General features: G+C 66.0%; 24 protein-coding genes. 6 read left to right on the top strand and 18 right to left on the bottom strand.

Annotated features, from left to right (window positions below):
- Positions 1 to 221 precede the first annotated feature (221 nt).
- A complete protein-coding gene (locus tag NFH98_RS02175; RefSeq protein ID WP_045991431.1) occupies positions 222 to 1,124 on the top strand; it encodes a LysR family transcriptional regulator in 903 nt (300 codons plus the stop codon).
- A 61-nt stretch (positions 1,125 to 1,185) separates the two neighbouring features.
- On the opposite strand, the gene NFH98_RS02170 is transcribed toward NFH98_RS02175, so the two are convergent.
- The 11 genes from NFH98_RS02170 to NFH98_RS02120 form a co-directional block, all read right to left on the bottom strand.
- Entirely contained in the window at positions 1,186 to 1,548 is a 363-nt protein-coding gene (locus NFH98_RS02170) for a RidA family protein (protein WP_108131173.1), read from the bottom strand.
- 131 nt (positions 1,549 to 1,679) lie between these two features.
- The gene (gene pcaG / locus NFH98_RS02165; protein ID WP_349622157.1) at positions 1,680 to 2,318 is read right to left on the bottom strand and encodes a protocatechuate 3,4-dioxygenase subunit alpha; all 639 of its coding nucleotides are present in this window, start codon (positions 2,316 to 2,318) and stop codon (positions 1,680 to 1,682) included.
- A gap of 62 nt (positions 2,319 to 2,380) precedes the next feature.
- On the bottom strand, positions 2,381 to 3,118 hold the full coding sequence (gene pcaH, locus NFH98_RS02160; protein ID WP_349622156.1) for a protocatechuate 3,4-dioxygenase subunit beta: 738 nt from the start codon (positions 3,116 to 3,118) through the stop codon (positions 2,381 to 2,383).
- A 214-nt stretch (positions 3,119 to 3,332) separates the two neighbouring features.
- Positions 3,333 to 4,313: a pca operon transcription factor PcaQ gene (pcaQ, locus tag NFH98_RS02155; protein WP_349622155.1), complete on the bottom strand. Its 981-nt coding sequence runs from the start codon at positions 4,311 to 4,313 to the stop codon at positions 3,333 to 3,335.
- 28 nt (positions 4,314 to 4,341) lie between these two features.
- Positions 4,342 to 4,779 (bottom strand): hypothetical protein, encoded by a 438-nt coding sequence (locus NFH98_RS02150; RefSeq protein ID WP_045991427.1) that lies wholly within the window; start codon positions 4,777 to 4,779, stop codon positions 4,342 to 4,344.
- Between the two features lie 456 nt (positions 4,780 to 5,235).
- Positions 5,236 to 6,063, bottom strand: a complete 828-nt coding sequence (locus NFH98_RS02145; RefSeq protein ID WP_349622154.1) for a 3-oxoadipate:acetyl-CoA acetyltransferase — start codon at positions 6,061 to 6,063, stop codon at positions 5,236 to 5,238.
- 370 nt (positions 6,064 to 6,433) lie between these two features.
- On the bottom strand, positions 6,434 to 7,612 hold the full coding sequence (locus NFH98_RS02140) for an alpha/beta fold hydrolase (protein ID WP_287163352.1): 1,179 nt from the start codon (positions 7,610 to 7,612) through the stop codon (positions 6,434 to 6,436).
- Between the two features lie 18 nt (positions 7,613 to 7,630).
- Positions 7,631 to 8,836 (bottom strand): 3-oxoadipyl-CoA thiolase, encoded by a 1,206-nt coding sequence (gene pcaF, locus NFH98_RS02135; protein ID WP_108131170.1) that lies wholly within the window; start codon positions 8,834 to 8,836, stop codon positions 7,631 to 7,633.
- A 72-nt stretch (positions 8,837 to 8,908) separates the two neighbouring features.
- Complete coding sequence (locus tag NFH98_RS02130; RefSeq protein WP_108131169.1) at positions 8,909 to 9,688, bottom strand: CoA-transferase subunit beta; 780 nt, start codon at positions 9,686 to 9,688, stop codon at positions 8,909 to 8,911.
- Entirely contained in the window at positions 9,685 to 10,506 is an 822-nt protein-coding gene (locus NFH98_RS02125; RefSeq protein ID WP_108131168.1) for a CoA transferase subunit A, read from the bottom strand. The genes NFH98_RS02130 and NFH98_RS02125 overlap by 4 nt, the downstream gene beginning before the upstream one ends.
- Before the next feature lie 183 nt (positions 10,507 to 10,689).
- Positions 10,690 to 12,078: a class-II fumarase/aspartase family protein gene (locus NFH98_RS02120; RefSeq protein WP_349622153.1), complete on the bottom strand. Its 1,389-nt coding sequence runs from the start codon at positions 12,076 to 12,078 to the stop codon at positions 10,690 to 10,692.
- 356 nt (positions 12,079 to 12,434) lie between these two features.
- Here NFH98_RS02120 and NFH98_RS02115 point away from each other — a divergent pair, with 356 nt between their 5' ends.
- From NFH98_RS02115 to NFH98_RS02105, 3 genes are all read left to right on the top strand, one after another.
- Complete coding sequence (locus tag NFH98_RS02115) at positions 12,435 to 13,226, top strand: IclR family transcriptional regulator domain-containing protein (RefSeq protein WP_349622152.1); 792 nt, start codon at positions 12,435 to 12,437, stop codon at positions 13,224 to 13,226.
- Positions 13,227 to 13,294: 68 nt separating this feature from the next.
- Entirely contained in the window at positions 13,295 to 14,266 is a 972-nt protein-coding gene (locus NFH98_RS02110) for an AEC family transporter (protein ID WP_124804974.1), read from the top strand.
- A gap of 364 nt (positions 14,267 to 14,630) precedes the next feature.
- The gene (locus NFH98_RS02105; RefSeq protein ID WP_349622151.1) at positions 14,631 to 15,482 is read left to right on the top strand and encodes a DMT family transporter; all 852 of its coding nucleotides are present in this window, start codon (positions 14,631 to 14,633) and stop codon (positions 15,480 to 15,482) included.
- 21 nt (positions 15,483 to 15,503) lie between these two features.
- Here NFH98_RS02105 and aroQ read toward each other — a convergent pair whose 3' ends face one another.
- The 4 genes from aroQ to dacB form a co-directional block, all read right to left on the bottom strand.
- Positions 15,504 to 15,944: a type II 3-dehydroquinate dehydratase gene (gene aroQ / locus NFH98_RS02100; RefSeq protein WP_108131164.1), complete on the bottom strand. Its 441-nt coding sequence runs from the start codon at positions 15,942 to 15,944 to the stop codon at positions 15,504 to 15,506.
- A gap of 261 nt (positions 15,945 to 16,205) precedes the next feature.
- Complete coding sequence (gene glnE / locus NFH98_RS02095) at positions 16,206 to 19,181, bottom strand: bifunctional [glutamate--ammonia ligase]-adenylyl-L-tyrosine phosphorylase/[glutamate--ammonia-ligase] adenylyltransferase (protein ID WP_349622150.1); 2,976 nt, start codon at positions 19,179 to 19,181, stop codon at positions 16,206 to 16,208.
- Between the two features lie 137 nt (positions 19,182 to 19,318).
- A complete protein-coding gene (locus tag NFH98_RS02090) occupies positions 19,319 to 19,693 on the bottom strand; it encodes a diacylglycerol kinase (RefSeq protein ID WP_045991417.1) in 375 nt (124 codons plus the stop codon).
- A 37-nt stretch (positions 19,694 to 19,730) separates the two neighbouring features.
- Positions 19,731 to 21,209: a D-alanyl-D-alanine carboxypeptidase/D-alanyl-D-alanine endopeptidase gene (dacB, locus tag NFH98_RS02085; protein ID WP_349622149.1), complete on the bottom strand. Its 1,479-nt coding sequence runs from the start codon at positions 21,207 to 21,209 to the stop codon at positions 19,731 to 19,733.
- Between the two features lie 315 nt (positions 21,210 to 21,524).
- Between dacB and NFH98_RS02080 the strand changes: the two genes are divergently transcribed.
- Positions 21,525 to 22,949, top strand: coding sequence for a mechanosensitive ion channel domain-containing protein (locus tag NFH98_RS02080; RefSeq protein ID WP_349622148.1), 1,425 nt, complete (start codon positions 21,525 to 21,527; stop codon positions 22,947 to 22,949).
- Here the strand turns inward: NFH98_RS02080 and NFH98_RS02075 are convergent.
- Together NFH98_RS02075 and NFH98_RS02070 are read right to left on the bottom strand one after the other, a co-directional pair.
- On the bottom strand, positions 22,943 to 23,272 hold the full coding sequence (locus NFH98_RS02075; protein WP_045991415.1) for a DMT family transporter: 330 nt from the start codon (positions 23,270 to 23,272) through the stop codon (positions 22,943 to 22,945). The two genes, NFH98_RS02080 and NFH98_RS02075, sit on opposite strands and share 7 nt — an antisense overlap.
- On the bottom strand, positions 23,269 to 23,685 hold the full coding sequence (locus tag NFH98_RS02070; protein ID WP_052704233.1) for a PACE efflux transporter: 417 nt from the start codon (positions 23,683 to 23,685) through the stop codon (positions 23,269 to 23,271). The genes NFH98_RS02075 and NFH98_RS02070 overlap by 4 nt, the downstream gene beginning before the upstream one ends.
- 99 nt (positions 23,686 to 23,784) lie before the next feature.
- Here NFH98_RS02070 and NFH98_RS02065 point away from each other — a divergent pair, with 99 nt between their 5' ends.
- A complete protein-coding gene (locus tag NFH98_RS02065; protein WP_239452502.1) occupies positions 23,785 to 24,705 on the top strand; it encodes a LysR family transcriptional regulator in 921 nt (306 codons plus the stop codon).
- A gap of 59 nt (positions 24,706 to 24,764) precedes the next feature.
- Here NFH98_RS02065 and trmB read toward each other — a convergent pair whose 3' ends face one another.
- The gene (trmB, locus tag NFH98_RS02060) at positions 24,765 to 25,454 is read right to left on the bottom strand and encodes a tRNA (guanine(46)-N(7))-methyltransferase TrmB (RefSeq protein WP_045991412.1); all 690 of its coding nucleotides are present in this window, start codon (positions 25,452 to 25,454) and stop codon (positions 24,765 to 24,767) included.
- Positions 25,455 to 25,646: the final 192 nt, after the last annotated feature.

The following is a 25,646-nucleotide window of genomic DNA, read 5'->3' as shown; positions in this document are numbered from 1 at the left end:
GTGATGAGGAAAGCCGCAAGCGCTGCAAAGCCTCGGCGACTCGTAAGCGATCAAGCCATACCTTGGTAAGATTTCTCTTACGCTGCGAAGCACCACTGCCATCGACATCGGAAGAGAACTACCGCGGAAAGGCGCTTGATCCGGCGATTGAGTGCAGTGTGATTGTCTTTGAGGGGCACAACCAATATGGTCTGGGTAGATCGCAATACCCTGGAGGTATCATGGAGCTTCGACACCTGCGCTATTTCTGTGCCGCAGCGGAAGAGCTGAACATCACCCGGGCGGCCGCCAGGCTGCATATGGCGCAGCCCCCTTTGACCCGGCAGATCAATCAGTTGGAGGAAGAACTGGGGGCCCAGTTATTCATTCGCGGTCCCCGAGGGCTGACCCTGACGCCCACCGGCAAGTTCTTCCATGAGCATGCCCTGCAGATGCTCGAGAAGCTGGATACCACGGTGGCGGCGGTACGCCGTATGTCTCGAAGCCACAAGGAAATGTTCGGTATCGGCTTTGTGCCTTCGCTGTTTTACGGGCAGCTGCCGCTGCTGGTGCGCGAGTTGCGACAAAAGGACGAGGTGGAGCTGACCCTGGCCGAATTGACCACGGTGGAGCAGGTGCAGGCGCTAAAGGCAGGACGTATCGATATCGGCTTCGGACGCCTGAGGATCGACGATCCCGACGTGGAACAGGAGGTGCTGTTCGAGGAACCGATGATGGCGGCGGTGCCGGAGGGCCACCCGCTGGTGGGCACCACCCCGACCATGGAGGAGCTCGCCCGCTACCCGCTGGTGCTGTACCCGGCGAGCCCGCGCCCGAGCCTTGCCGACCTGGTGCTGGGGCTGTTTCGCCGCCGAGGGCTCAAGGTCACGGTGGTGCAGGAGGCCAACGAGATGCAGACGGCGCTGGGCCTGGTGGTGTCGGACTTCGGCATCACCCTGGTGCCGGAGCAGGTCAAGCGACAGAACCGCGATGGCATTCGCTACCTGTACCTGGCGGAGAAGCACATCACTTCACCGATCGTCTGCAGCCGGCGCCGGGGAGAGACGCCCAGCGCGACCATGCAGGCGGCCAACGCCATCCTCGAGGTTCTGGTGGAGAATCGTCGGACGGGCAAGTACCCGTGAAACATATCGAGTGGTGGCAGGGCCAGGGCCCTGCCTGCGGCGCGTTGATAACGCTGCGGTGTTACCGAAACTCTTCCCCCGCCGCTGCCACGAAGGCCATCTCGACCAGCAGTTCGGGGTTGGCAAGCTCGGCCTTGACGCAGGCGCGGCTGGGGGCGGTGCCGGGCTCGAACCAGGCCTCCCAGGCGACGTTCAGGGCATCGAAGTGGGCAAAGTCGGTCAGGTAGATGGTCACCGAGATGATGCGTGTCTTGTCGCTGGCCACCTTGGCCAGCGACTCCTCGGCCTGTTCGAAGATCTGCTCCACCTGGCCGGTGATATCGGCGCGGGTGTCCGCCTCGGCGACTTCGACGAAGTGGGCCATGCCATTGAACACGGTGATGTCGGACCAGCGGGGGGTGGGATTGATGCGGTGGATATCCATGGAGGTGCCTCGAAGCCAGGGCGGAAAAGACCGCTAGCATAGGCCATGGAAGCGTCGGTGCAAACGCGGGCAAATAACGACACGGACGCCGCGGTTCACGCCACGACGTCCGTGTGGTCAGGCGAACGCGATCAGAAGTCGAAGAACACCGTCTCTCCCTCCCCCTGCAGCACGATATCCAGACGATAGCGTGGCAGGCCGCCTTCCCCGCCCTCTTCACGCCGGGCGATCAGCGTCTGGCGCCGGGCCGGCGACTCGATCGCACCCAACACCGGGCAGCCGGCATTGGCTTTGTGCTCGTCATCGAAGTAGAGCCGGGTCTGCAGATGCAGGTTCACGCCCCGGGCGAAGATCGTCAGGTTGATGTGCGGGGCCATGGTGCGACCGTCGGGCCGAGCGATGGCGCCGGGCTTGACGGTGACAAAGCGCCACTCGCTGTTGCCCTCGGCGGTGGTCGCGGTACGCCCGAAGCTGTTGAACGGCGCCTTGAGGTCGAACGCCGTCTGATAGTCACCGTTGGTGTCGGCCTGCCAGGCCTCCAGCAGGGCGTCGCGGACCAGGTCGCCGTTACCGTCGATGACCCGTCCCGCCACCTCGATACGCTCGCCTTCGGCGTTATCCTTGGCCAGTTCGTTCCAGATCTCCTCGTCGCGCTCGGGCAGGCCGGCGACGGCCAGCGCCAGGCCGATGTGCACGTAGGGGCCGGCGGTCTGGGACGCGGTCTCGCGCAGCATCAGGTTCGCGGTGGGGGTAAGGTTTGGCTGTTGCATGAGGTCTCCTCGCTGCCGTGGGCCGACTCGGGCACCACGGCACCTGTTGTTCCTGTTCTTGTTCACTGATTCTCGAAATAGGTCTGCAGTTCGCCACGCACCACCAGGTCGAAGCGGTAGGCCAGGGCGTCCATGGGACGCGAGCGGGCCATGTCGAGTCGACCGATCATGGTGCCCACGGCCTCCTCGTCCTTCAGGGTCTGGACGATGGGGCAGATCGGAATCAGCGGGTCCCCCTCGAAGTACATCTGGGTGATCAGCCGGGTGGAGATGGCCGGGCCCATGACGCTCACATGAATGTGCGCCGGGCGCCAGGTGTTGATGCCATTGGGCCAGGGATAGGGACCGGGTTTGATGGTGCGGAAGTGGTACCAGCCATCGTCGTCGGTGAGACAGCGCCCGACGCCGCCGAAGTTGGGGTCCAGCGGGGCCAGATAGCTGTCCTTCTTGTGGCGATAGCGGCCACCGGCATTGGCCTGCCACATCTCCACCAGAGTCTGCGGCACCGGCTTGCCGAACTGGTCGACGACCCGGCCGAACATGATCACCCGCTCCCCCACCGGCAGACCGGGGCTATCGGCATCGCGGAAGTTCAACAGCAGGTCGTTGTCATGGGGTCCCATGCGCAGGCGGCGAAACTCGGGGCCGGTGAGTTCCGACACGCTGGGGGTCTGCAGGCTGACCAGCGCCTGGGAGGGAGAGCGCGGCACCGAGGTCTTGTAGCCGGGGGTACAGGCGGCGGGGTGCCACTGGCGATCCCGCTCGACGAAGCGACGATTGAGGTTCCGATTGAGGGTCATGGGGGAAGAGGTCCTGGCGTGATTGTTGGTTGTTCACACGCGCCTCGAGACACGAGGCGATGATTGCAGTGTGACCAGCCACACCCGGGCTGCCAATTGAGACCTTGGCCGGTCGTCATAACCCAGGGGTTATGATGACCGGATGGCGGGGCGTCGGACCGCAGGAACGAGTACGTCCTGGCCTGCTGCTTCGCCTCCGGATATTTCGGCGCCGCTACTGGGGTCTTGCCGCGGCGGCCTGGCGCAGCGACTCGGCGAAGCCTTCCAGCGCCAGGCTGGGGCTCAAAGAGGTGTTGGTACACAGCCCTACCGAGCCACCCTGGTGCTCGAAGGACAGTGCCAGCTCGACCAGCTGGCCGCTTTCCAGATCCTCGGCCACCGCCTCGAAGGGCGCCACCCAGATGGCATCGGTGTCCAGTGTGAAGCGCCGGCTGACCGGCAGCGACAGGGTCTCCAGACAGGGCGCGGGCAAACTGATGGCGTGACGCACACAGAAGCTGTCGACCCGCTGACGCAAGGTGGTCTGAGGGGGAGGCACGGCCCAGGGGTAGTCGCTCAGGACCTCGGGAGGACAGGGCGAGACGGTGGCCAGCGGATGCCCCCGGCGCACCACCAGCCGCAGCGACTCGTAGTAGAGATGTTCGAAGGCCAGGTCACGAATCTCGCGGGCTTCGGTCATACGCCCCACCACCACGTCGAGCTCACCCAGCGCCAGCCGCGACAGCAGAAAGGCGCTGGCGCCGGTGGTCACGGTCACGCTGGTCTCCTGGCCCAGCGGCGAGGCCTGGAAGTGCTGAATCGCCGCCGGCAGCAGCCGCGATTCCACCGTCGACAGCGCCCCGACCCTGAGCCAACGCTGCCCACCATGGCCGTCCGCCAGCGCCACCACGCCCTCTTCCAGGGCGCGCAGCGCAGGCCCCGCGTGGCGCAACAGGGTGAGTCCCGCCTGGGTCAGACTGACGCCCTGGGCGCTACGCTCGAACAGGCTGGCGCCAACGATCTCCTCGAGTTCACGGATGGCCTTGGAGATGCCCGGCTGGGTGATCGCCAGGGCGTCGGCGGCACGGGCGAAGCTGCGGCTGCGCGACACCTCGATGAAGGCGTTGAGATGGCGCAGCTTGATACGATGATTGAGCATGGTGGCCTGCGATCTGGCGACGTGACGGGTGTCCAGCGTGGCGCCGTGGCGTGGCACCTCGTCAGCCTCCACCACGCCGACAGCGCTAGCGACAGGCTGCCAGCACGCGCTCGATGGGCTCGTCGGCGCCACTCAGCGGGAAGCGTGAGGGACGGGTATCCTGGGGTGTGACCACCGCCACGTTGCCGCCTTGCAGGGTCTTGGTCAAACCGAGGGGAGACGGGGCGAACCACACGCCGTCGTGGGGGGAGTGGCGTGACTCCAGGCGATACCCGATGCCGTCCACCAGCACCTCCAGCGGCTTGCGCCGATCGGCGCCCATCTGGGAGGCATAACCGGCCACAGATACCATGGGCACACCGTTCCAGCACACCAGTGCCAGAGAATGACCGCTGCCATCATCGACTCGCGCCGCCGGGGCGTCGCCGAACATCTGGTGGGCCTGGGTGTAGCGCCACTCTGCCGACGCCGTATTCGCCATCAGGGTGCCGAGCAGTATCGCCACAAACGTCTTGAACCACATCAATAGTTGACCTCTTGCTGCCGAAACGGGCATGCATCGGGCACTCCCTGCCTGACGGAATCCTCTCCTTCTCCTTTTGCCAAGTCTAGCAACTGACCGAGGATCCACGAATGGAGCAGCAGGGTTGCCCTGCCACCTATGGCATGGCAAGTCACCAACGGCCAGGAAGCCTTGCTGCCTGCCTGGAGGATTCTGTGCTCCGTGAGTCAGCTATTTACCACTCTTTTACCCCAAGCGGCAAACCATGTCCCTCATGCCGATGATTCGCCGCTTCCCCAGCCCAGCTCCTTGGCAAGGGCCGGCGCATGCCCTTCAGGGAGCCTGAGCCCCCGATACAGGCGCTTCTCGATCAGCAGCAGACGAACCGATGGGGACGCAGCCCAGACGGCCATCGCCAGCTATGGCGGATGTTCCAGCCCGAGAGCCAGCCTTCCATAGGCTGAAGATGCCTCCCGATCATTCAGCCAGGTCGAGCATCCGTCGGGCCTGCTGCCAGGTGGCCACCGGCCGCTCGTACTTCTCGCACAGGGTCACGACGCGCTCGACCAGGGCCGCATTGGAGGGAGCCAGGGTATGACGATCGAGGCGCACGTTATCCTCGAGCCCGGTGCGGGTATGCCCGCCCGCAGCGATCGACCACTCGTTGAGCAGGGCCTGGTTGGGCCCGATCCCGGCGCCGCACCACTGGGCGTCCGGTGCGAGCCGATTCAGCGTTTCGACGTAGAAGTCGAGGGTGGGCTTGTCCACCGGCATGGCGTTCTTGACGCCCATGACGAACTGGACGTAAAGCGGCCCCTTGAGCTTGCCTTGTTTCGACAGAGCCACCGCCTGATGGATATGCGACAGATCGAACGCTTCGATCTCGGGCTTGACGTCGTACTTGAGCATTTCGTCGGCGAGCCACTCCACCAGCTGGGGCGGATTCTCGTAGACGCGGTTGGGGAAGTTATTGGAGCCCACCGAGAGGCTTGCCATGTCGGGCTTGAGGCGTAGCATGCCGCCGCGTGCCTCTCCGGCCCCGGAGCGACCGCCGGTGGAAAGCTGGATGATCATGCCCGGGCAATGGGTCCTCAGGCCTTCCATCAGCCTGGCAAACTTCTCCGGATCCGACGTGGGCGACTGATCGTCGTTACGCACATGACAATGGGCGATGGCGGCTCCCGCCTCGAAGGCCGCCTGGGTGCTTTCGACTTGCTCTTCGATGGTCACGGGAATGGCCGGATTATGTTCCTTGCGGCCCACGCTGCCAGTGATGGCGACACAGATGATGCAGGGAGTAGACATGAGTCCTCTCTTGTTATCGAAACGCTAAGATAGGGAAAACCAAGACGAGCAGCCCCACGACGGGCAGGCGACATTGGTCCCGAGCTCATCCTTGAAGTAACGGTGGGCCTGCAAGTGGAGCGAGATGCCGCAGGCAAACAGAGGCAGGCTCGAAGGCGATGCCAGGTACCGGGGTCCTACTGACGATAGGTCTGCCGATGCGGGCCGGCGAACTGACGTCCGCACCGTTTCACGACGGCGTCAGGCACGCTCGCGCCGGGGATGCTGACGCAGGAACAAGGAGCCGCCAGACACAGGCCGACATCACCAGACATGGGGCTCCCCGTCACCTTCATTCAGTGGCTTCCATCAAACGCATGACGACGAACCTTCAGGGCTCGACCGTCCCCCAGCCCAGTTCCTTGGCCAGGGCAAAGGCATGATTGGCCGCCGGCACGCCGGCATAGATGGCCACGTGCATCAGCACCTGACGCAGCTCCGCCTCGCTGAGGCCGATACGCTGGGCGGTCTTCAGGTGCAGGGTCAGCTCCTCGCGCCCCAGGGCGGCGAGAATGCCGGTGGTGATCATGCTGCGCTCGCGTCTCGTCAGGTCGTCGTTGGACCACAGCTCGCCCCAGGCCAGCCGTGTGATCATCTGCTGAAACGGAGTGTCCAGGCTGTTGGCATTGTGGGTGGAGCGGGCCACGTGTTCCTCGCCCAGCACCTGCTTGCGGGTCGCAAGGCCAGTGGAATAATCGACGCCCTCCGCGCCCACATCGCCCAGGTCCACCGCCATCACCGCCAGCAGCTTCTCGGCGAATCGGCTTGGCGCCTCTACCGAAGGCACGTGACCGACGCCCTCGAGCACCTCGAGCGGGGCGCCGTCGCACTCGGCCGCCAGGGCCTCCAGGGTGGCCGGTGGCGTCGCCAGGTCCTCGCTGCCACCGAACAGCTGCACCTTGACGCCCTTGCCGGAGAGCTTGCCGGTGAAGGTATCTCGCCCCAGCATTTCGCAGAGCAGCGCGTAGGACTCGTCGTCACCGCGCCCCATCTGGGTGCACCAGCCCGCCTTTAGGGCCGGCTCGGCGTCGAAGCAGGCGGCAGCGAACCAGCGCGGCACGATCTCGCCGGACATCGCCGCCAGGCCCTCGCGCCGCACACGCTCGGCCCTGGTGGTCCATAGCTCGCTGGTGCCGATCACCGCCCCGGTGTTGGTCAGGGCGGCGGAGAGCAGGCGCTCGCCGTGCTCGCTGATCAGCTGCTGCCCCACCACGCCACCGATGGAGGTACCGACGAAGTGGAAGCGGCCTGCGCCGGCGTGGTCGGCCAGGGCGATGGCTTCCTTCGCCAGTTCGGCCGGAGTGATCGGCCCGTCGCCCCAGGCCTGGCTGGCGCCGTGACCGGGCAGGTCCCAGGTCAACACCCGGTAGCGTGGCAGCAGCACCGGCAGGACGTCGTCCCACACCGCCTGGCTCATGCCCAGCGGATGCGCCAGCACTACCAGAGGATTGGCCTCGGCGCCGAGCAGGCGATACGCGACACTGCGTCCTTCGATATTCAGAAATGCCATGACCTCTCTCCTGTTCCTCTATACCCGTTCGATCAGGGTGGCGATGCCCTGGCCCACGCCCACACACATGGTGCACAAGGCGTAGCGCTTGCCGCTCCTGTTGAGCTCGTGGGCGGCGGTCATCAACAGGCGCGCCCCGGACATGCCGAGCGGATGGCCCAGGGCGATGGCCCCGCCGTTGGGGTTGACCCGGGGATCATCGTCGGCGACGCCGAGGTCGCGCAGACAGGCCAGGGCCTGGGCGGCGAAGGCTTCGTTGAGCTCGATCACGTCGATCTCATCGATCGTAACGCCGCTGCGCTCGAGCAGCCTGCGCACCGCCGGGACCGGGCCATAGCCCATGATGCGCGGTTCCACCCCGCCGGTGGCCATGCCGACGATACGCGCCATCGGCACCAGGCCATGGCGCTCCACCGCCGCCTGGCTCGCGACCAGCATGGCACAGGCGCCGTCGTTGACCCCGGAGGCGTTGCCGGCAGTGACACTGCCATTGTCCTTGAAGGGGGTCGGCAGGGCGGCCAGCTTCTCCAGGGTGGTACCGGCGCGAGGATGCTCGTCGATGTCGAACACCAGCGGCTGCTGCTTGCGCCGGGGGATCTCGATGGGGGTGATTTCCTCGGCGAAGCGACCCTCCTGCTGGGCCCGCGCGACCTTTTGCTGGGAGCGTACGGCAAAGGCGTCCTGATCGGCGCGGGAGATGTCGAACTGTTCGGCTACATTCTCGGCGGTCTCGGGCATCGAGTGGGTATCGTGAAGCTTCTTCATCAGCGGGTTGACGAAGCGCCAGCCGATGGTCGTGTCCTCGATCTGCTGCCCCCGGGAGAAGGCGCCTTCCGCCTTGCCCATGACGTAAGGCGCCCGGGACATCGACTCCACCCCGCCGGCCAGGGCCAGATCCATCTCGCCGGCCTTGATCGCGCGCATGGCGGTGCCTACCGCATCCATGCCGGAGCCGCACAGACGATTCATGGTGGTACCGGGCACCGAGGTCGGCAGACCCGCCAGCAGCGCCGACATGCGCGCCACGTTGCGGTTGTCCTCGCCGGCCTGGTTGGCACAGCCCATGAAGACCTCTTCGATGGCGCCGGGATCAAGCTCTGGCGCCTGGGCCAGCACCGCCTTGAAGATGTCGGCGGCCAGGTCGTCGGGACGCACGCTTGCCAGGGTGCCACCGAAGCGCCCGATGGCGCTGCGACGGGGATGACAGAGAAAGACGTCGGTCATGTCGGACTCCTTGAGCACCCTGCGCACCAGCGCAGGGTGTGTCGGGGAAGGGGGAATATGCGGGAGGGCGGTTTACTGGCCGCTGTGGGCACGATCGGTGCGCGCCTTAAGCTCACGCAGCACTTCGAGCTCATGGGCACTGGGGACCGGCGTGGTCTCGAGTTCGGCGGCGAAACGAATGTCCCAGCCGGTGGCCTCCTGGACCTGCTCGCGCGTCACGCCGGGATGCAGCGAGACCACCGTCAGTTCACGATCCTCGGGGTCCGGCTTCATCACGCACAGGTCACTGATCACGCGAGTCGGCCCCTTGCCGATATTGGGTACACCGTCGCGTCCCTTGCCGTCGCGGCCGAAGCCCAGGGTGGTGATGAAATCGACGTCACGCACGAAGGCCCGCGGCGAGTGCTTCAGGGTGATGAACACTTCACCTGCGTTGGTAGCGATCTCCGGCGCCCCGCCGCCACCGGGCAAGCGTACCTTGGGTGCGGTGTAGTCGCCGATCAGGGTGGTGTTGAGGTTGGCGTAGCGATCGATCTGGGCGGTTCCCAGAAAGCCCACACTGACCTTTCCGCCCTGCAGCCAGTAGCGAAACATCTCCGGCACCGACACCGTGGTCAGCGCCGACTCGCACAGCTCGCCATCGCCGATCGACAGCGGCAGCACGTCCGGCCTGGTCTGCAGGGTGCCGGATTCGTAGATCAGCACCACCTCGGGGGCATGGGTCAGCCGCGCCAGGTTGGCGGCCTCGGACGGCAGGCCGATACCGACGAAACAGGTCATGCCGTTTTCCAGCGCCCGGGCGGCGGTGACCGTCATCATCTCGCTGGCGCTGTAGTCGATTGCGGTGCTCATCGGGCGTCCTCCGCGGTGTTCATGATGTTGTCGTCGATCCAGCGGGTGAAGGCGTCACGGTCGCGGGCGATGGCGTCCCACTCCTTGTAGAAGCGGTTGTCACGCGGGTAGTAGCCGTGGGCGTAGGACGGCAGCGAGCCCTTTTCGGCCACGGCGATGGCGTCGATGGCCCAGCCTGGGATCACACAGGCGTTGGGGTGGGTGTCCAGGTCATCGACGATCTCCTCGACGGTGACGATGGCGCGGCTGGCTGCCAGCACCGCTTCCTTCTGCACCCCGATGATGCCCTCGACCAGCACATTGCCGGCACGGTCGGCCTTCTGGGCGTGAACGATGGAGACGTCCGGGCGCACCGAGGGCACCGCCGCCAGGCGCTCGCCGGTGAAGGGGCACTCGATGAACTTGATCTGGTCATTGACGTTGGGCAGCTCGCTGCCGACGTAGCCGCGCAGCACCGCCAGCGGCAATCCGGCGGCGCCAGCCTCGAAGGCGCAGGCCATGGCGGCGTGGCTGTGCTCGAGAATCTCGACCTTGTGGGGCCAGCCCTTTTCCACCGCATCACGCAGGCGATGGAGCGAGCCGACGCCAGGGTTGCCCCCCCAGGAAAAGATCACCTTCTTCACGCAGCCGGCACCGATCAACTGGTCGTAGATCAGGTCCGGGGTCATCCGGATCAGGGTGAGGTCGCGCCTACGCTGGCGAATGACCTCATGCCCGGCGGCGAAAGGAATCAGGTGGGTAAAGCCTTCCATGGCGACGGTGGCGCCGTCATGGACGTAGCGCCTTACCGCTTCGTCAAGACTCAGGATCTCGGCCATGTGGGTTGCCTCTGTTAACGATGAACCAATGCGGTGGACAGAACAGTCTTGTTCGCTATGTGAACGTAGGTTTGTTATACGAACAAGTTACTGCCGATCGTCAGGGCCGTCAAACGCAAAAAGGGCGGGAACGGCATACGCCGCTCCCGCCCCTTCTCGTTCTTCTACCTATCAATCAACGTGTTAGCGTTGCTCCAGCCACTCCCTGGCCTTGCTGACCTGTTGTCGACTGCTACCAATGTATAACGCCGGATCGGTGGCGGCCTTGAGCTGCTCGACACTGATATCGAGGGGCTGCCGGGGAGCCTCACTGCTCTGCTCTGCGGTGGATGGCTCGCCCGCCTCCGCCTTCAGCACCTCGTGCAAGACCTCGTGATAAGGACGCCCCTGGCGGCGCGCGGTCTCGGCAGCCTCGGCCGCCAGCGCCTTGGCCCTGTCGCTGCCGAGGTGGGGTGTCAGCAGGCGCGCCACCGGCTCGGCCATGATCGCGCCGCCGGTCAACGCCAGGTTGGCGGCCATGCGCTCAGGATGTACTTCGAGTCCCTCCAGCAGGGTTGCCGTCTGCTCCAGCGCCCCTTCCACCAGCAGCACCGATTCGCTGAGCGGTGCCCACTCGGCGTGCCACTCGCCGAGGCCTCGTTCCAGCGGCTGGGCCACGGCACCGACGATCACCGTGGTGTGGCCGTGCACTCTGCGCGACGCGCCGCGAATCAGGGCGCAGCGTACCGGATTGCGCTTGTGCGGCATCGATGAAGATTCGCCCATGCCAGGGGCGCTCGGCTCGCTGACTTCGCCAACCTCGGTCTGGGTCAGCAGGGCGACGTCCAGCGCCAGGCTCTCCAGCGCCCCGGCGACGGCGTCCAGGGCGGTCTGCAAGGCATGAATCGGCTGGCGGTCGGTATGCCAGGGCAGTACCGGGCAGGACAGGCCAAGCTCCTCGGCCAAGGCCTGCATCAGCTCGAGCCCCTGTTCCCCCCAGCCCGAGTGCACCCCCACTGCACCGCCGAACTGCACCGGCAGTCCTTCGGCGGCGATATCCCCAAGCCGGCGTCGCGCGCGCTCGAGCCCGATGCCCCACTGGGCCGCCTTGACCCCAAAGGTCATCGGCAGCGCTTGCTGCATCAGGGTACGGCCGACCATGGGCGTCTGCTCGTGTTCACGCATCAGCGCGAGAACCGCGTTGCGACAGCGCTCGAGCAGGCCTTCCAGGCTCGCCAGGCGCGGCGTCAGCAGGTGCATCAGCGCCGAATCCACCACATCCTGGCTGGTCGCCCCCTGGTGCCAGCACGCCTTGAGCTCGTCCGGCAACGCCGCTCGTCCGGCCTTGACGAAGGGGATCGCCGCGTTGCCGCCGCTGGCGATACCCCGGGCGATGGCCGCGGTGTCAAAGTTATGATGCTCAAGCGCCGCCGCCATGCGCCCGGCGCTGCCCGCTGGCAGTGCGCCGACACCTTCCTGGACGCGCGCCAGGGCGAGTTCGAAGGCCAGCATCGAGGCCACCAGGTCATCGTCGCGACAGGCTTCCAGGGCACTCTGGCTCATGAATGGATGGCTCAGCAGGGCGTCGGACATGGCAAGGTTCCTCTTCTTCTGGGGAGCGAATGGGGCGTATCGACCGGGGCGAGTTCCAGGGGATAGCAGCTAGGAGGCAACGACAAGGACACGCGATGGCGACAGCATGGCCGCTCCACCAATAGTCGCACAGGTGTTCGCACCTCGAACAAGCATGCTAGATTATCGACAACACGGGAGCAAACCGTCGCCCACAGAAGACGAAAGTCTTCTTGCCGCCATGACATCGGGGGCCGTATCCGGACGCTGCCCTGCTATCATCGTCGCTCGGGCTGTACAACGCTCTCACGTCGTGGCGCTCGATCACTGCAACACTAGATCTTAGTGACACTCGAATCTGAAAAAAGGACACCTCGATGGATACGGCACCGGCCGACGCCGCCCTGAGCCCGGATGACCGCGACTTCGTCACTGCCCTGGCCAGCGGCCTCGACGTCATTCTGGCCTTCGACGAGGCCCACCCTCGGATGACCTTGAGTGAGGTGGCGACGCGCACCGGCATGAACCGTGCCCGCGCCAGACGCTTTCTGCTGACGCTGCATGCCCTGGGCTATGTGCGCAAGGACCATCGCCACTTCGAGCTGGCGCCGCGGGTGCTCAAGCTCGGCTACGCCTTCCTGTCCGCCAACAATTATCAGCACCTGATCCAGCAGGTACTCGAGGACATCACCACCGAAAGCGGCGAATCCTCTTCTCTTGGAGTGCTCGACGGCGATGAGGTCACCTATGTGGCGCGCTCGGCGTCGCGCCAGCGGCTGATGGCCATCACCCTGTCGGTGGGCACGCGGCTGCCCGCCGCCTACACCTCGATGGGGCGCATGCTGCTGGCACAGAAGACCGACGCCGAACTGGATGCCTTTATCGAGCGCACCACCCTCGAGCGCTTCACCGACAAGACGATCACCGACAAGGCTGAGCTCAAACGCGCCATCCTCCAGGCTCGTCAGCAGGGCTATGCCATCGTCGATCAGGAGCTGGATTCTGGGCTGCGTTCGTTGGCAGTACCCGCCTTCGACGCCAACGGCGAGCTGATCGGTGCGATCAATATCAGCACCAATGCCGCCAGAATCGACCACGACACCTTGCTTGAGCGCTACCTGCCGCTGCTCCAGGGCAAGGCTCGCCAGATTCGTGCCAACGTGAGCTGATCGTCCTTGTCTGAGCGCACCGGGGACAGGCGCATATGGGGAAGTATGACAATGGCAGGGAGGCCTGAATGCTAGCGATACTCTCCATCACCACACCGATCTTTCTGCTGATCGGCGTCGGCTTTCTGGCCCGGCGCTGGAACCTAGTATCGCCGGTGCAGCTCTCCGGTGTCGCCAACTTCGTGCTGTACGCCGCGCTGCCGGCACTGATCCTCGGCGCCCTGACCCGCAACTCGCTTGGCGAAGTGATCAGCCTGCCGCTGCTGGCAGCCTACGCCCTGGGTTCCGTGGCCACCTTCGTCGCCTGCCTGTGGCTGCCGCGCAATCGCCAAAAGAAGTCCCCCACCGAGCGGGCCATCCAGGCCCTTGGCATGTCCGCCTCCAACAGCGGCTTTGTCGCCTACCCGATCGCTGCCCTGGCGCTGGGTCAGGCGGCGGCGGGTATCGTCATGGTCCACACCATGATGGTCGAAATCCTGCTGGTGATTCCCGGCGCACTGGTACTGGCCGAGGTCGGTCAGCAGCGCGACACCCGCGCCGGTGATGCCCTGCGCCAGACCCTGACCAGGCTAACCCGCAACCCGATCCTGATCTCGCTGAGCCTGGGGCTGGCACTGGCGGCACTGGGAATACGCCTGCCGGCGACGCTGGATCGCACCATCGAGCTGCTGGCCGGCGCCGCCGGGCCCGCTGCGCTGTTCGTCATCGGCGGCACCCTGTACGGCCTCAAGATCCGCGGCATGGTCAAGGACATGGGCCAGATCATGCTCGGCAAGCTGGTACTCCACCCGCTGCTGGTGCTGGGCATGCTGCTGGCGTTCCAGGCCGTCCTGGCGCCCTTGCCCCCCCTGATCTTCGCCGGCGCCATGATCTTCGCTGCCTGCCCGATGATCAGCATCTACCCGCTGATCGCCCAGCGCTTCGGCATGGAGGGCGTGGGTGCCGCCGCCCTGATGGCAAGCACGCTGTCGAGTTTCGTGACCCTTAGCATCGTCCTGTGGGCGCTGTCACACACCGGCCTGATGCCGCTGCTTGGCTGAACCTGTTGCGCTGCCGACGAGTGACACTGGTTTGATGTCAGCTCACTACCTGACTCTCGAGTTTCGTGACCCTTAGCGTCGTCCTGTGGGCGCTGTCACACACCGGTCTGATGCCGCTGCTTGGCTGACACCATTGCGCTGCCGACAACTGACTGAGGCCTGATGCCCAACCCTGGCTGACTCGCTGGCGACCGACTGCTGGCTCACGTACCATGAAAGGCATCATTTAGCTTGCTACTTTTTTTGTCGGCGCCGAATGTCGCCGTCCCGCTTCGACCGCCAACGGCCCGCCATGTCCACACCTTCATCGACACCAGACACTACGTCCCTGACGCCGCCACAGGCCCTCAACCGCGACCGGCCGATGAAGGGCATTGCCTTCATGCTGGCGGCGGGGCTCTTGTTCTGCATGCTCGACACCGGGGTCAAGACTCTGGCCCAGGACTACTCGCCGGTGCAGGTGGTATGGGCGCGCTACGTTGGCCATATGCTGGTGCTGACCGGCTACCTGGTCTATCTGGGACGTGGGCCGGGCATGGCCATGCTGAAGACGTCATCCCTGGGCGGCCAGTTCGTTCGTGGCCTGCTGCTGCTGGGGGCCAGCACCTTCGCCTACCTGGCCTTTCGCACCCTGCCGATCCTGCAGGTCTACGTCATCAACTTCAGCTCGCCGCTGCTGGTGACCCTGCTGGCGATTCCGCTACTCAAGGAGCGGGTCGGCTGGCGCCAGTGGCTGGCGATCCTGGTGGGCTTCGGTGGGGTGGTGATCTGCGTAGGCCCGGTGGACTGGCGCGCCAACCCGGCCATTCTTCTGCCGTTCGGCCTGACCGGCTGTTTCGCGCTCTACCAGCTGTCTACCCGACGTTTCGGGCGCGAGGACCATCCGCTCACTTCGCTGTTCTACGCGGGCCTTGCCGGCGCCCTGGTCAGCTCGGCGGTGGTCCCGGCCTTCTGGACCCCGGTGGCATTGGGGGATCTACCGCTGTTTGTCTTCGTCGGCCTGATGGGCGCCGCCAGTCAGCTCACGCTCATCCTGGCCATGCGCTACGCGCCGGCCTCGCTGGTCTCGCCCTTTCTGTACCTGCAGATCGTCTGGGCGGCGCTGTTCGGCTTCATCTTCTTCGGCGACGTGCCACGCCCGGAGACCTGGATCGGCGCGGCGCTGATCAGCGCCGCCGGAATCACCCTGGCGCTGACTCGGGGGCGCGATCGCTGATCCGGCGTCAGCCCTATCCGATCACCCCTTCCTGATCACTGCGTCCAGGGCGGCGTGGTAGCCCTGACTGCCGAGCCCGGCGATGACGCCATCGGCACGCAGCGAGACGTAGGAGTGGTGGCGGAAGCTCTCGCGCTTGTGCACGTTTGAAAGGTGCACCTCGATCACCGTGCCGTCGAAGGCGTTCAGGGCATCGAGGATCGCCACCGAGGTGTGGGTATAGGCCGCAGGGTTGATGATGATGGCGACGGTGCCATCGAGACGTGCGGCATGAATGGCGTCGATCAGCTCACCTTCGTGATTGCTCTGGCGACTGGCGAGCTCCCAGCCTTCAAGCACGGCGTGCTCGCGCAGCGCGTTGTCGATATCGGCCAGGGTCTCGTGGCCGTAGATCTCGGGCTCTCGGGTACCCAGCAGATTGAGGTTGGGGCCATGCAGGACCAGCACCTTGCCACTCATCAAGGATTCTCCTTCAACAGTTCACGCCGTGGGGGGGCAAAAAGAGAGACGGCCTGCTCGTTGGCGGCACGCTTTCGCTCATCCTCACAGAAGTGCCTGAAGGCGTCCACGCCCAGGACCACGAACCGGCTGGCGCGAACAGGCAGCGAGGTGCGACGCTTGAATCCACGGTCATGTCGCTTCACCAGGTGTTTGCCCTGTTGCCCTGGCGTGCCTCGCCCTCTTGCAGTGTGCCACTCGAGCGGGGCTGGACCCCGCCGTCATTCACCCCTGTTCAGGCTCGAGCCAGGCTTTCCAGGCGTCGATGATGGCCCGGCGGTGGTCCTTGAACGCCTCGACGTCGCCGCGGGCGCTTTCCCGCGTCAGGGCGGCGCGGTGGTTGGCGCTGCGCGCGGCCAGGTAGGCGTCGCGCAGCGCCTGGGCCTCGTCGGCCTCGAGATGGTCGGTCTCCTCCAGGGTCTCGAGGATGCGCATGTTGTCGCTGAAGCGCATCAGCTCCGGTGTCTGGTGAGACAGCGCCAGCACCGCGTACTGGCACAGGAACTCGATGTCGACCATGCCGCCGGGATCGTGCTTGAGGTCGAAGGTATCGGCGGAGCCCTTCGAGCCCAGGTGGTCGCGCATCTTGTGGCGCATCTTGACCACCTCCTCGCGCAGCGCCTCGCGATCGCGCTCGCGGCCGAGGATCTCCCGGCGCACCTCTTCGAAGCCTTCGGCCAGGGTCGCGTCACCGGCCACCACCCGGGAGCGCACCAGCGCCTGGTGCTCCCAGGTCCAGGCCTGCTCGCGCTGGTACTCGGCGAAGGCCTTGAGCGGGCTGACCAGCAGACCGGAGTTGCCCGAGGGGCGCAGCCGCATGTCGACCTCGTAGAGCGAACCGGCCGGCGTCACCGCCGACAACAGGTGGATAATGCGCTGGCCCAGCCGGGTGAAGAACACGGTGTTGTCGATGACCCGCTTGCCGTCGGTCTCGCCCTGGGAGGCACAGTCGTGCAGGAACACCAGGTCGAGATCCGAGCCGTAGCCAAGCTCGATGCCGCCAAGCTTGCCGTAACCGACGATCAGAAACTCCGGCGCTTTACCGGCACGCTCGCCGTCCTTGCCCAGCGGATAGCCGTGCTTGCGGGTCAGGGTCTTCCAGGCCATGGCCAGCACAGCATCGAGGATCACTTCGGCGATGTAGGTGAGGTAGTCGCTGACCTTCATCAGATGGCGGGTGCCGGCGATGTCCGAGGCCGCCACGTGCAGCACCTGGGCGTGCTTGAACACCCGCAGTGCCTCGAGCTGGGCTTCCTCGTCGTCCTCGGGAATCCGTGCCAGGGTCTGGCGCAGCTCGTCGGCCAGGCGTTCCTTGTCCGCCGGGGTGTAGAGGGTATCCGGGGTCAGCAGCTCGTCGAGCAGGATCGGGTAGCGGGCGATCTGTTCGGCGATCCAGGGACTTGCACCGCACAGCTTCATCAGGTGGCCCAGGGCATCGGGGTTCTCGCGCAGCAGCGCCAGGTAAGCGGTGCGCCTGAGCACCGCCTCGATCAGCGGCAGCACCCGCTCAAGCGCCGCATCCGGTGCCTCGCTCTCGGCCACCGCGTCCAGCAGCAGCGGCATCAGCGCATCGAGGCGCTCGTAGCCTACCCGCTGCATGGCCTGCACCTGGCGTGACCCGGCCAATCCCGTGATTCGCTTGAGTGCGGTGGCGGCATCGTCGAAGCCGGCGTCCTGCAGTGTCGCCTGGGCCTCGTCATCGTCCGGCTCGCCGCGCCATAGCTGGCGCCAGGTATCGAGACTAGCGCCCTCGTCGACGCCGTCTTCCTCGACCTCGTCCTCGGGGTCGCTGATGACCGCGTCGAAGTGCTTGCGCACCCGCCCACGCACCTCATCCAGACGCGCCATCAGCGCCGGCCAGCCCTGGGCGCCCATCGCCAGCGCCACCCGCTCTCGGTCGAGGTCGTCGTCGGGCAGCGCCTGGGTCTGGCGATCCTCGAGGGCCTGGATGGCGTGCTCCAGATCACGCAGAAAGGCGTAGTCCGGCAGCAGTTCGTCGATCACTTCCTGGGGCAGCAGGCCCAACTCCGGCAGGCGCTGCATGGCGGTCTTCAGCGAGGTTACCTGCAGCTCCGTATCGCGCCCACCGCGGATCAGCTGAAACGCCTGAACGATGAACTCCACCTCGCGGATGCCGCCAGGCCCCAGCTTGATATTGCCCTGCATGCCCTTGCGACGGACCTCGCGATTGATCATCGCCTTGAGCTCGCGCAGCGACTCGATGGCGCCGAAGTCCAGGTACTTGCGGTAGACGAAGGGACGGATGCTCGACAACAACTCATAGCCGGCGTCGATATCGCCGGCCACCGGGCGCGCCTTGAGCATGGCGTAGCGCTCCCACTCGCGGCCCTGATCCTGGTAGTAGCCGGCCAGCGACGAGAAGCTGCCGACCAGGGGCCCACCGTCACCCAGCGGGCGCAGGCGCATGTCGACGCGAAAGACGAAGCCGTCGGCGGTCACCGGGTCCAGCGCCGAGATCAGCTTCTGCCCGAGTTTGGTGAAGTACTCGACGTGGTCCAGCGACTTGCGCCCACCCTGGGTCTCGCCCTTCTCGGGGTAGGCGAAGATCAGATCGATGTCGGACGACAGGTTCAGCTCGCCGGCGCCCAGCTTGCCCATGCCGAGCACCACCAGGCGCTGTTCGCTGCCGTCCTCGCGCGGGGCAGGACGCCCCCAGCGGGCCTCGACAAAGCGCTCGAGCCAGCCAAGCGCCCCTTCCAGGCAGACCTCGGCCAGGCGCGACACCGCCGCACCGGTGGCCCAGGCGTCGACGCCCTCGGGACGGTTGATGTCGCGCCACACGATGGCCAGCATGCGCGCGGCACGAAAGCGCCGAATCGCCGCCTGCATGGCGGCTTCGTCCTCGGCGGCCTCGAGGCCTTCCTCGAGTAGCTGCTTGAGCGCCTCGGGCGTCAAGGCACGATCCAGCTCACCGCTGGAGTCCAGGCAACCCAGCCACTGGGGATGGCGACACAGGGTCTCGCAGGCGAACTCGGAGATCGCCAGCACCCGGGCGAGCTCGACCCGGCGATGGGGCTCCAATGCCTGATAAAGTTCGCCGGGGGGCTCATTGCCGCTCATTTCGGCGACGTTGTCTGCCTGTTCGAGCCGCGAGGCAAGGCGCTCCCAGGCGGCATCCAGGGCACCGACAAGGGCGGTGGGGATGTCGTCTCGGGGCAAGAAATCCTGGCTCAGCTGCATGGCGGCTCTCCTTGTTCACTCGTCGCCCCCGTGCGCAGATCACGGCGGGCCTGGGCCTGTGCTCCTCCCCTGAGCATACTCAAGCCCGGGCCTGTGAGCACGGTCCCTTAGGCCATCAGGCAAGCCCGGGCGGCCGCTTATGCCATCAGGAACTTCTCCACGGCCAGCAGTCCCCATGTCAGCCCCGCCATCGCCAGCGACAGCATCACCGCCGCCGAGCCGATGTCCTTGGCCCGACCGGACAGCACATGGCGCTCGGGGCCGATGCGATCGACCACGCTCTCGATGGCACTGTTGAGCAGTTCCACGATCAGCACCATGAAGCAGCTACCGACCAGCAGGATCCACTCCACCGGGGTGTCACCGATCCACCAGGCCAGCGGTACCAACACCAGGCACAGCGCGAGCTCCTGACGGAAGGCAGATTCGTGACGAAAGGCGGCCCGCAGGCCCTTGAGCGAGTAACGCGTCGAGTGAATCAGGTGGCGCCAGCCGGTGTGTCCGGGCTTCATGAGGGTTCCTCGTGGCGAAAGGGGCGCTCCCGGCCCCTCAGTGGTTGGCAATCATGCGGTCGAGATCCAGGGATACCAAGTCAAGGACCCTGGCCCAGCTGATGTAAGGGGTGTTGGCGGTGCCGTTGACCAGCACGGTGAAAACGCCGAAGCGGTGGCTGGCGGTGCGGAAGTAGCCGGTCACCGCGCGTACCGCCACCGGCTGATTGAGGGTGCCGGTCTTGAGCGTCACGTGGCTCTGGAAGGTCGGCGAGCCGCGCCGGATAAAGCGCATGGGGCCGTTGGTCGGGGCCTGCAGGCCGGCGTTGAACACCGGGAACAGGTCCGCCTGCCCGAACATGTACTCGAGCAGGGCGTTGCCGCCCCGGGCCGAAAGCTTGTTACCGGTGGTCAGGCCGCTGCCGCTTTCCAGGATCACCTCGCCGTGGCCGGGCACCCGGGCGACGAAGGCCTCCAGCGCCGCACCGGCCTGATCGAGTTCGACCCGCGGCCCCTCCACCAGATCCAGCGCCAGCACATCGGCCATGTAGTTGTTGGAGTAGTTGAGCATGCGCAGCAGGATCTCCTGCAGCGGCTTGCCGTCCACCGCTGCCAGGCGACGGGCGCCGCTGGGGGGCGCCTCGCTGCTGGTGGCCACGCCGCCTTCGACGAGGATGCCGGAGCGCGCCAGCATGGCGTTGAGGGTCGCCGCCGTCTGGGCCGCCGGATCGGCGCTGGCGCGGTAGACCTCGCGCGGCAGGGCGTTGGACGAAATCTGGCCGCTGACCGTCAGGGTCTCGCCTTCGGCGCCATTGACCCGGGTCGCCTGCAGGCTGGTGCCGGCGTTGGCGCCCTGGGTGGTGACCCTGTTGTTGACCGCGAACAGCGGCGCCTGGCTGTTGCAGCCGGTGATACGCGCCGGGCCGCCGACGGCGCCAGGCGCCACCTGCACGCACCAGCTACCGTAGTTGACCCCGGCCGACGTCAGCAGCGCGCTGTAGGCGTTGTCGGAGCGCTCGCGGGCGGTGCAGCGATCGATGGTCCGGCAGGTCACCGGACCGAAGCGCCATTGACTGACCACCAGCCGTCCGGTCACCCGGCGCACCCCGGCCTGGTGCAGACGCTGGGCAAGGCGCCACAGGTCCTCGCTGGTCAGGCTGGGATCGCCTCCCCCCACCATCACCAGATCGCCGGCCAGGGTACCGTCGCTTCCCGGGCGCGCGGTGCTGACGAACTCGGTGGTGAAGCGATGCTGCGGGCCCCAGGCATCCAGCGCCGCTGCCGCGGTGTAGACCTTGGTCACCGAGGCCGGGGTGAGCTGGCGCTCCGGGGTCAGGCTGCCGAGGGTCTCGCCGGGCGCATCACCGGTGCCGAGCAGACGTGCCTCGGCACTGATCAGAAAGCCCTGCTTGGATAATTCGGCCAGATTGCCGAAGCCGGCGGCCTGGGCCGAGGCGGCGGACAACAGCGTGAGGCACAACGCCACCAGGGCGGAAACGAGGAGAACGGGCCAGGCGAATGGCGAGCGAGGCGACATGAAGACTTCCCTGCGATGAACGGGCGTTGCGCCCATGCGGCGCAACGAGGGCCGAGTCTACCGCCTGGCGTCCAAGGATTCGACTATAGCTTGATGACATGACCACGCCGCGCTCTACGCCACCGGGGCGGCGGCGGATTGGTGACGATTCTCACAATCCTCGGAGAACCACCCGCCTAATTCGACCGACGTCACCCGACGCACGACCGCGCGTATCGACGAGCAGAAACAGCGCCAGCCAAGCACAGCCTGCAGTGGCTAAGCCAGGAAAATACCAGCATGCTGAGAAGCGACTTGCATTCGTGGAGAAAGGCCATGCGCGGGATCCTGTACGTACTGATCCTTGGCACCATGCTTGGCAACGTCGTACTCGACAGCAGCGCACGTGCCCAGGAGGCGCCGAGCGTCGAGGGCACCCAGACGATCGCGGTCTCCGAGCGCACCGAGGATGCCGATATCGAACGTCGATTGACCGGCATTCTGGCCTCGGCCGGCTGGTATCGTGGTCTCGACGTCGAGGTCAAGGAAGGCATCGTCTACCTGGACGGTGCGACGGCCTCGGGGAACCACCGCGACTGGGCCGGTTCCCTGGCCGCCAAGACCGAGGGCGTTGTTGCCGTCGTCAATCGCATCGAGGTGCAGCCCGAATTCACGCTGTCACTGACGCCGGTCATCGACGAACTTGGGCGCTTTGGCCGCGAGGCGTTGACCTATGTACCGCTGGCCTTGCTGGCGTTGCTGGTGCTGCCGCTGGCCTGGCTGCTTGCACGCCTGGTCTCGGCGCTGGCCAGGCGTCTGTTGCGCAAGCGTGTCGCCTCGCCCTTTCTACGCCAGGTGCTGGCCCGTGCCATCGCCCTTCCTGTGTTGCTGCTCGGCATCTATCTCATCCTGCAGGTCGCCGGGTTGACCGGCCTGGCGTTTTCCGTGGTCGGCGGCGCCGGCATGATCGGCATTGTCGTATCCTTTGCCTTTCGCGACATCGCCGAGAACTTCCTGGCCACGCTGATCATGTCGATACGCCAGCCCTTTCGTCGCGGCGACTGGATCACCGTCGCAGAGCACAGCGGGATCGTGCAAAGCATGAACGCCCGCTCGACGGTGCTGCTGTCTGCCGAGGGCAATCATATTCAGATTCCCAATGCCACGATCTTCAAGACGATCGTCATCAACTACTCCACCTCACCAGGCCTCAGGACCAGCGTCGATATCGGCATCGGCTACGATGACTCTGTCACCCATGCCCAGACGCTGATCCATCAGGTTCTGACCGCGCACGAAGCGATCATCGCGCACCCCGAACCCATGGTACTGGTCGATGCCCTTGGCGCATCCACGGTCAATCTCAAGGCCTACTTCTGGTTTGACGGCCAGACCATCGCCGGCGTCAAGCTGCGCTCGGCAGTACTGCGCCAGATCAAGAACACCTTGACCGAAGCCGGTATCTCGATGCCGGACGAGGCCCGGGAAATCATCTTTCCCCAGGGGGTACCCGTCGTTTCCCCATCAGAAGTCTCCGCCGTCGAGCCGCCTCAGGGAGTCGCGACACCGTCCACGACAGCACCGAGCAACGTCGTCCCGGCCAGTGACAGTGCCGACGTCACCAGTGCCGAAGGCGGCCTCGAGACCGAACGCCGGGCCATCGAGCAGTCCATCGGCACTACGACGCCGCCGGAAGGCCGCACCGACCTGCTGGGCGGCAACGACTCAACCCGGTCACACGACGAACCACCCCATCAGTGAGAGGACACCGAGGAAAACAGCTGAATGACAGCGACACCTCCCACGATCATGGCCAATCCGATCACCGCGGGAAGGTCTGGCTTCTCGCCGTAGACCACGATACCCACCAGGGTCACCAGCACGATGCCAAGCCCCGCCCAGAAGGCGTAGGCGATGCCTACCGGCACGCTGCGCAGCACCAGTGACAACAGATAGAAGGCCGCCAGGTAGCCGACCACCACCACCACGCTTGGCCACAGCCGGGTGAACTCGTTGGAGGCCTTGAGCGCTGAGGTGGCGATGACCTCGGCCACGATGGCGAGCGCCAGGTACAAGTAGCTCATCCGTTTGCTCCGTGGAGTCGACGTTCGACGATGCGGTCGAACAGGGAATTGAAGACCATGGCATAGACCAGAAAGAACAGCATGAAGCCGGCGTCGAGCCAGAATGCCTCGACCAGGCCGATCTCCATCCACCAGGCCACCGCCGGCAGGGTCATGATCAGAAGCCCGGTCTCGAAGCCCATGGCCTGGGCAAAACGCTGGGACAGGGTGCGCCGACGGGTCGGCAGCCAGCGATCGAACAGCCAGTTCCAGACCAGGTTCCAGAGCATGGCGGCGGTGGCCAGCCCCGCCGCCAGCACGCCCATCTCGCCCAGACCGTGGCCTGTCAGCACGCTGGCCAACGGGGTCACGATCACCAGCCCGCCGAGTTCAAACGACACCATATGGATCAGGCGTTCCTTGAGCGACCGCATTTGACTACCCCCGCCGACGGCGTGATGACTATCGATGGATCGCTATTCTAGTGACTTGGACGATGGTTGCCAGGTAGCTACTATCAGGTTTTACGATAGGTGAGACCCACCCCCATGCACTGGACCCTGGATCAGCTGCGCCTGTTCATTGCCTGCGCCGAGCGCGGCTCCTTCTCCGCCGCGGCACGCCACCTTGGCCGCGCCCAGTCGGCAGTGAGCACCGCCATCGCCCATCTCGAGCTCGATCTGGCCTGCGAGTTGTTCGACCGCAGTTCGCGCTCGCCAACCCTGACCCCGGCGGGTCAGGCGCTGCTGCCGGAAGCCAGGGCGGTACTGGCCCAGTGCGAGCGCCTGAATGCGCGAGCCGCGACCCTGTCCCAGGGCGAAGAGGCCCAGCTGGTGGTGGCGATCCACGAGGCGCTGGTCGAGATGCCGCCGGTGGATGCCACCCTGGAGGCACTGGCGCAACACTACCCGGCGCTGTCGCTGACCCTGCTCTACGGCGCCCAGGGCGACGTCGCCGACTGGGTCGAACAGGGCACCGCCCATCTCGGCATCCTGTTGAGCCAGGCCCACGCCGCCGGCCCGCTGGAGGGTCGGCGTATCGCCCACCTGCGCCAGCGCTGGGTGGCGGGTAGCGACCACCCCCTGGCCAGCGTCCACTCGGTGACCCGTAGCGAACTGGCCCATCATCGTCAGCTGATGATCGCCTCGCGCCAGCCAGATCGTCAGGCCGAACAACCGTTGAGCCCCCAGCACTGGCGACTCAACAGCTTCTACTCCATGGCCGAGTTGACCGCCCGCGGGCTTGGCTGGTCGCTGGTACCGGAGCACATCGCGCACTATCCACCCTTCCGGCGCCAACTGGTCGAGCTGACCGGACCGGGCCTCGGCGAGCCCCCCACCATCGAGGTGGAGACGGTGGCCCGCCGCGACGCCGCCCGTGGCCCCATCGCCAGCTGGCTCGCCCGTACCCTTGGCGAAAGCTTCCGCGCGCTGGAGCACAATTCGTCCCGATGAGCCGTTTGCCGTGATCACCCCCTGGTAGAGTGGCGGCCTGGGAGTCGGCGAGTGGCCGCTTACATGCCGGGCATCAGCCCCGGGCGATGGTCAAGGTTGACGACCAGGTGCCACAGCGGCTGGTGGTGCTCATGGTACTTGCGCTCGAAGTGGGTGAGCGGATCATCGCCGGGGTCGAAGGGCCCCAGCGGTGTGGTGACGCCGGTGGCCCGTGACACGGCGATGGCGAACTCCTCGATGTACAGACGCCAGTTGGAGCGCACCTCGAGACGTCCGCCCAGGCCGACGATGGCGGGAAATACCGGGTGCCCATGCCAGCGCAGCTTGAGCTGCACCGACTTGGGATAGGGGTTGGGGTACAGCAGGTAGTGGCGCTCGGGTCGCCAGCCTTCGGCCAGCGCAAGCCGCCAGAAGTCGACCAGGTCGGCGCGCACCAGCAGGGCGTTGTCCGGCAGCCGGCCGTGGTCCCGCGACAGTCGATCGGCGCTGCGATCGACGCCGATCACGCAGTGCTCGGGAAACCGCTCGGCCAGCTTGCGGGTCGACAGCCCGACCCCACAGCAGGCGTCGAGAATAAGCCCTCGCTCACCCTGAGCCCTGCGCCAGGTCTCGGCCTCGGCGAAGGCTTCACGGGTGTGCTCGGCCAGCGGCTTGCGCCAGACATGGGACAGACCGCGACTGACCCGACGCGGCAGGTCCTCGTGGGGACCGGTCTGGTTCGAGGTGACGATGCGGGGGGCGTCGGACATGGGCGATCTCGGGCAGTGGAAACAGCGAGGCGAAGACCTGGTCTTGCCCTGGCGTGCAGTGTATCAAGTGCCTCACGCGTAAGCAGGGGCTTACACCGCAGGACTCGTCCCGCCTTCACCATCCACGTTGTCGAGCGAGACCAGGCGCGAGCCCCGGCGCCAAGCCTTTCTCCCCCTTGGCTTCACCGAAAC

It is taken from the genome of Halomonas sp. H33-56, assembly GCF_040147035.1.
In the GTDB taxonomy this organism is placed as follows: Bacteria; Pseudomonadota; Gammaproteobacteria; order Pseudomonadales; family Halomonadaceae; genus Halomonas; species Halomonas litopenaei.
This window is presented reverse-complemented; position numbering and strand designations above follow the sequence as displayed.

What these genes read in the sequence shown, in the direction of transcription:
- NFH98_RS02140 (WP_287163352.1), bottom strand. Translation starts at nt 7,612, where the DNA reads ATGGCATTTCTGAATATCGAAGGACGCAGTGTCGCGTATCGCCTGCTC.
- NFH98_RS02130 (WP_108131169.1), bottom strand. Translation starts at nt 9,688, where the DNA reads ATGAGCACCGCAATCGACTACAGCGCCAGCGAGATGATGACGGTCACC.
- NFH98_RS02090 (WP_045991417.1), bottom strand. Translation starts at nt 19,693, where the DNA reads ATGAAGCCCGGACACACCGGCTGGCGCCACCTGATTCACTCGACGCGT.
- glnE (WP_349622150.1), bottom strand. Translation starts at nt 19,181, where the DNA reads ATGCAGCTGAGCCAGGATTTCTTGCCCCGAGACGACATCCCCACCGCC.
- NFH98_RS02070 (WP_052704233.1), bottom strand. Translation starts at nt 23,685, where the DNA reads ATGCGGTCGCTCAAGGAACGCCTGATCCATATGGTGTCGTTTGAACTC.
- NFH98_RS02145 (WP_349622154.1), bottom strand. Translation starts at nt 6,063, where the DNA reads ATGTCTACTCCCTGCATCATCTGTGTCGCCATCACTGGCAGCGTGGGC.
- NFH98_RS02075 (WP_045991415.1), bottom strand. Translation starts at nt 23,272, where the DNA reads ATGAGCTACTTGTACCTGGCGCTCGCCATCGTGGCCGAGGTCATCGCC.
- NFH98_RS02115 (WP_349622152.1), top strand. Translation starts at nt 12,435, where the DNA reads ATGGATACGGCACCGGCCGACGCCGCCCTGAGCCCGGATGACCGCGAC.
- NFH98_RS02105 (WP_349622151.1), top strand. Translation starts at nt 14,631, where the DNA reads ATGAAGGGCATTGCCTTCATGCTGGCGGCGGGGCTCTTGTTCTGCATG.
- pcaG (WP_349622157.1), bottom strand. Translation starts at nt 2,318, where the DNA reads ATGCAACAGCCAAACCTTACCCCCACCGCGAACCTGATGCTGCGCGAG.
- NFH98_RS02080 (WP_349622148.1), top strand. Translation starts at nt 21,525, where the DNA reads ATGCGCGGGATCCTGTACGTACTGATCCTTGGCACCATGCTTGGCAAC.
- pcaH (WP_349622156.1), bottom strand. Translation starts at nt 3,118, where the DNA reads ATGACCCTCAATCGGAACCTCAATCGTCGCTTCGTCGAGCGGGATCGC.
- NFH98_RS02170 (WP_108131173.1), bottom strand. Translation starts at nt 1,548, where the DNA reads ATGGATATCCACCGCATCAATCCCACCCCCCGCTGGTCCGACATCACC.
- dacB (WP_349622149.1), bottom strand. Translation starts at nt 21,209, where the DNA reads ATGTCGCCTCGCTCGCCATTCGCCTGGCCCGTTCTCCTCGTTTCCGCC.
- trmB (WP_045991412.1), bottom strand. Translation starts at nt 25,454, where the DNA reads ATGTCCGACGCCCCCCGCATCGTCACCTCGAACCAGACCGGTCCCCAC.
- NFH98_RS02120 (WP_349622153.1), bottom strand. Translation starts at nt 12,078, where the DNA reads ATGTCCGACGCCCTGCTGAGCCATCCATTCATGAGCCAGAGTGCCCTG.
- NFH98_RS02175 (WP_045991431.1), top strand. Translation starts at nt 222, where the DNA reads ATGGAGCTTCGACACCTGCGCTATTTCTGTGCCGCAGCGGAAGAGCTG.
- NFH98_RS02150 (WP_045991427.1), bottom strand. Translation starts at nt 4,779, where the DNA reads ATGTGGTTCAAGACGTTTGTGGCGATACTGCTCGGCACCCTGATGGCG.
- NFH98_RS02125 (WP_108131168.1), bottom strand. Translation starts at nt 10,506, where the DNA reads ATGGCCGAGATCCTGAGTCTTGACGAAGCGGTAAGGCGCTACGTCCAT.
- NFH98_RS02110 (WP_124804974.1), top strand. Translation starts at nt 13,295, where the DNA reads ATGCTAGCGATACTCTCCATCACCACACCGATCTTTCTGCTGATCGGC.
- pcaF (WP_108131170.1), bottom strand. Translation starts at nt 8,836, where the DNA reads ATGACCGACGTCTTTCTCTGTCATCCCCGTCGCAGCGCCATCGGGCGC.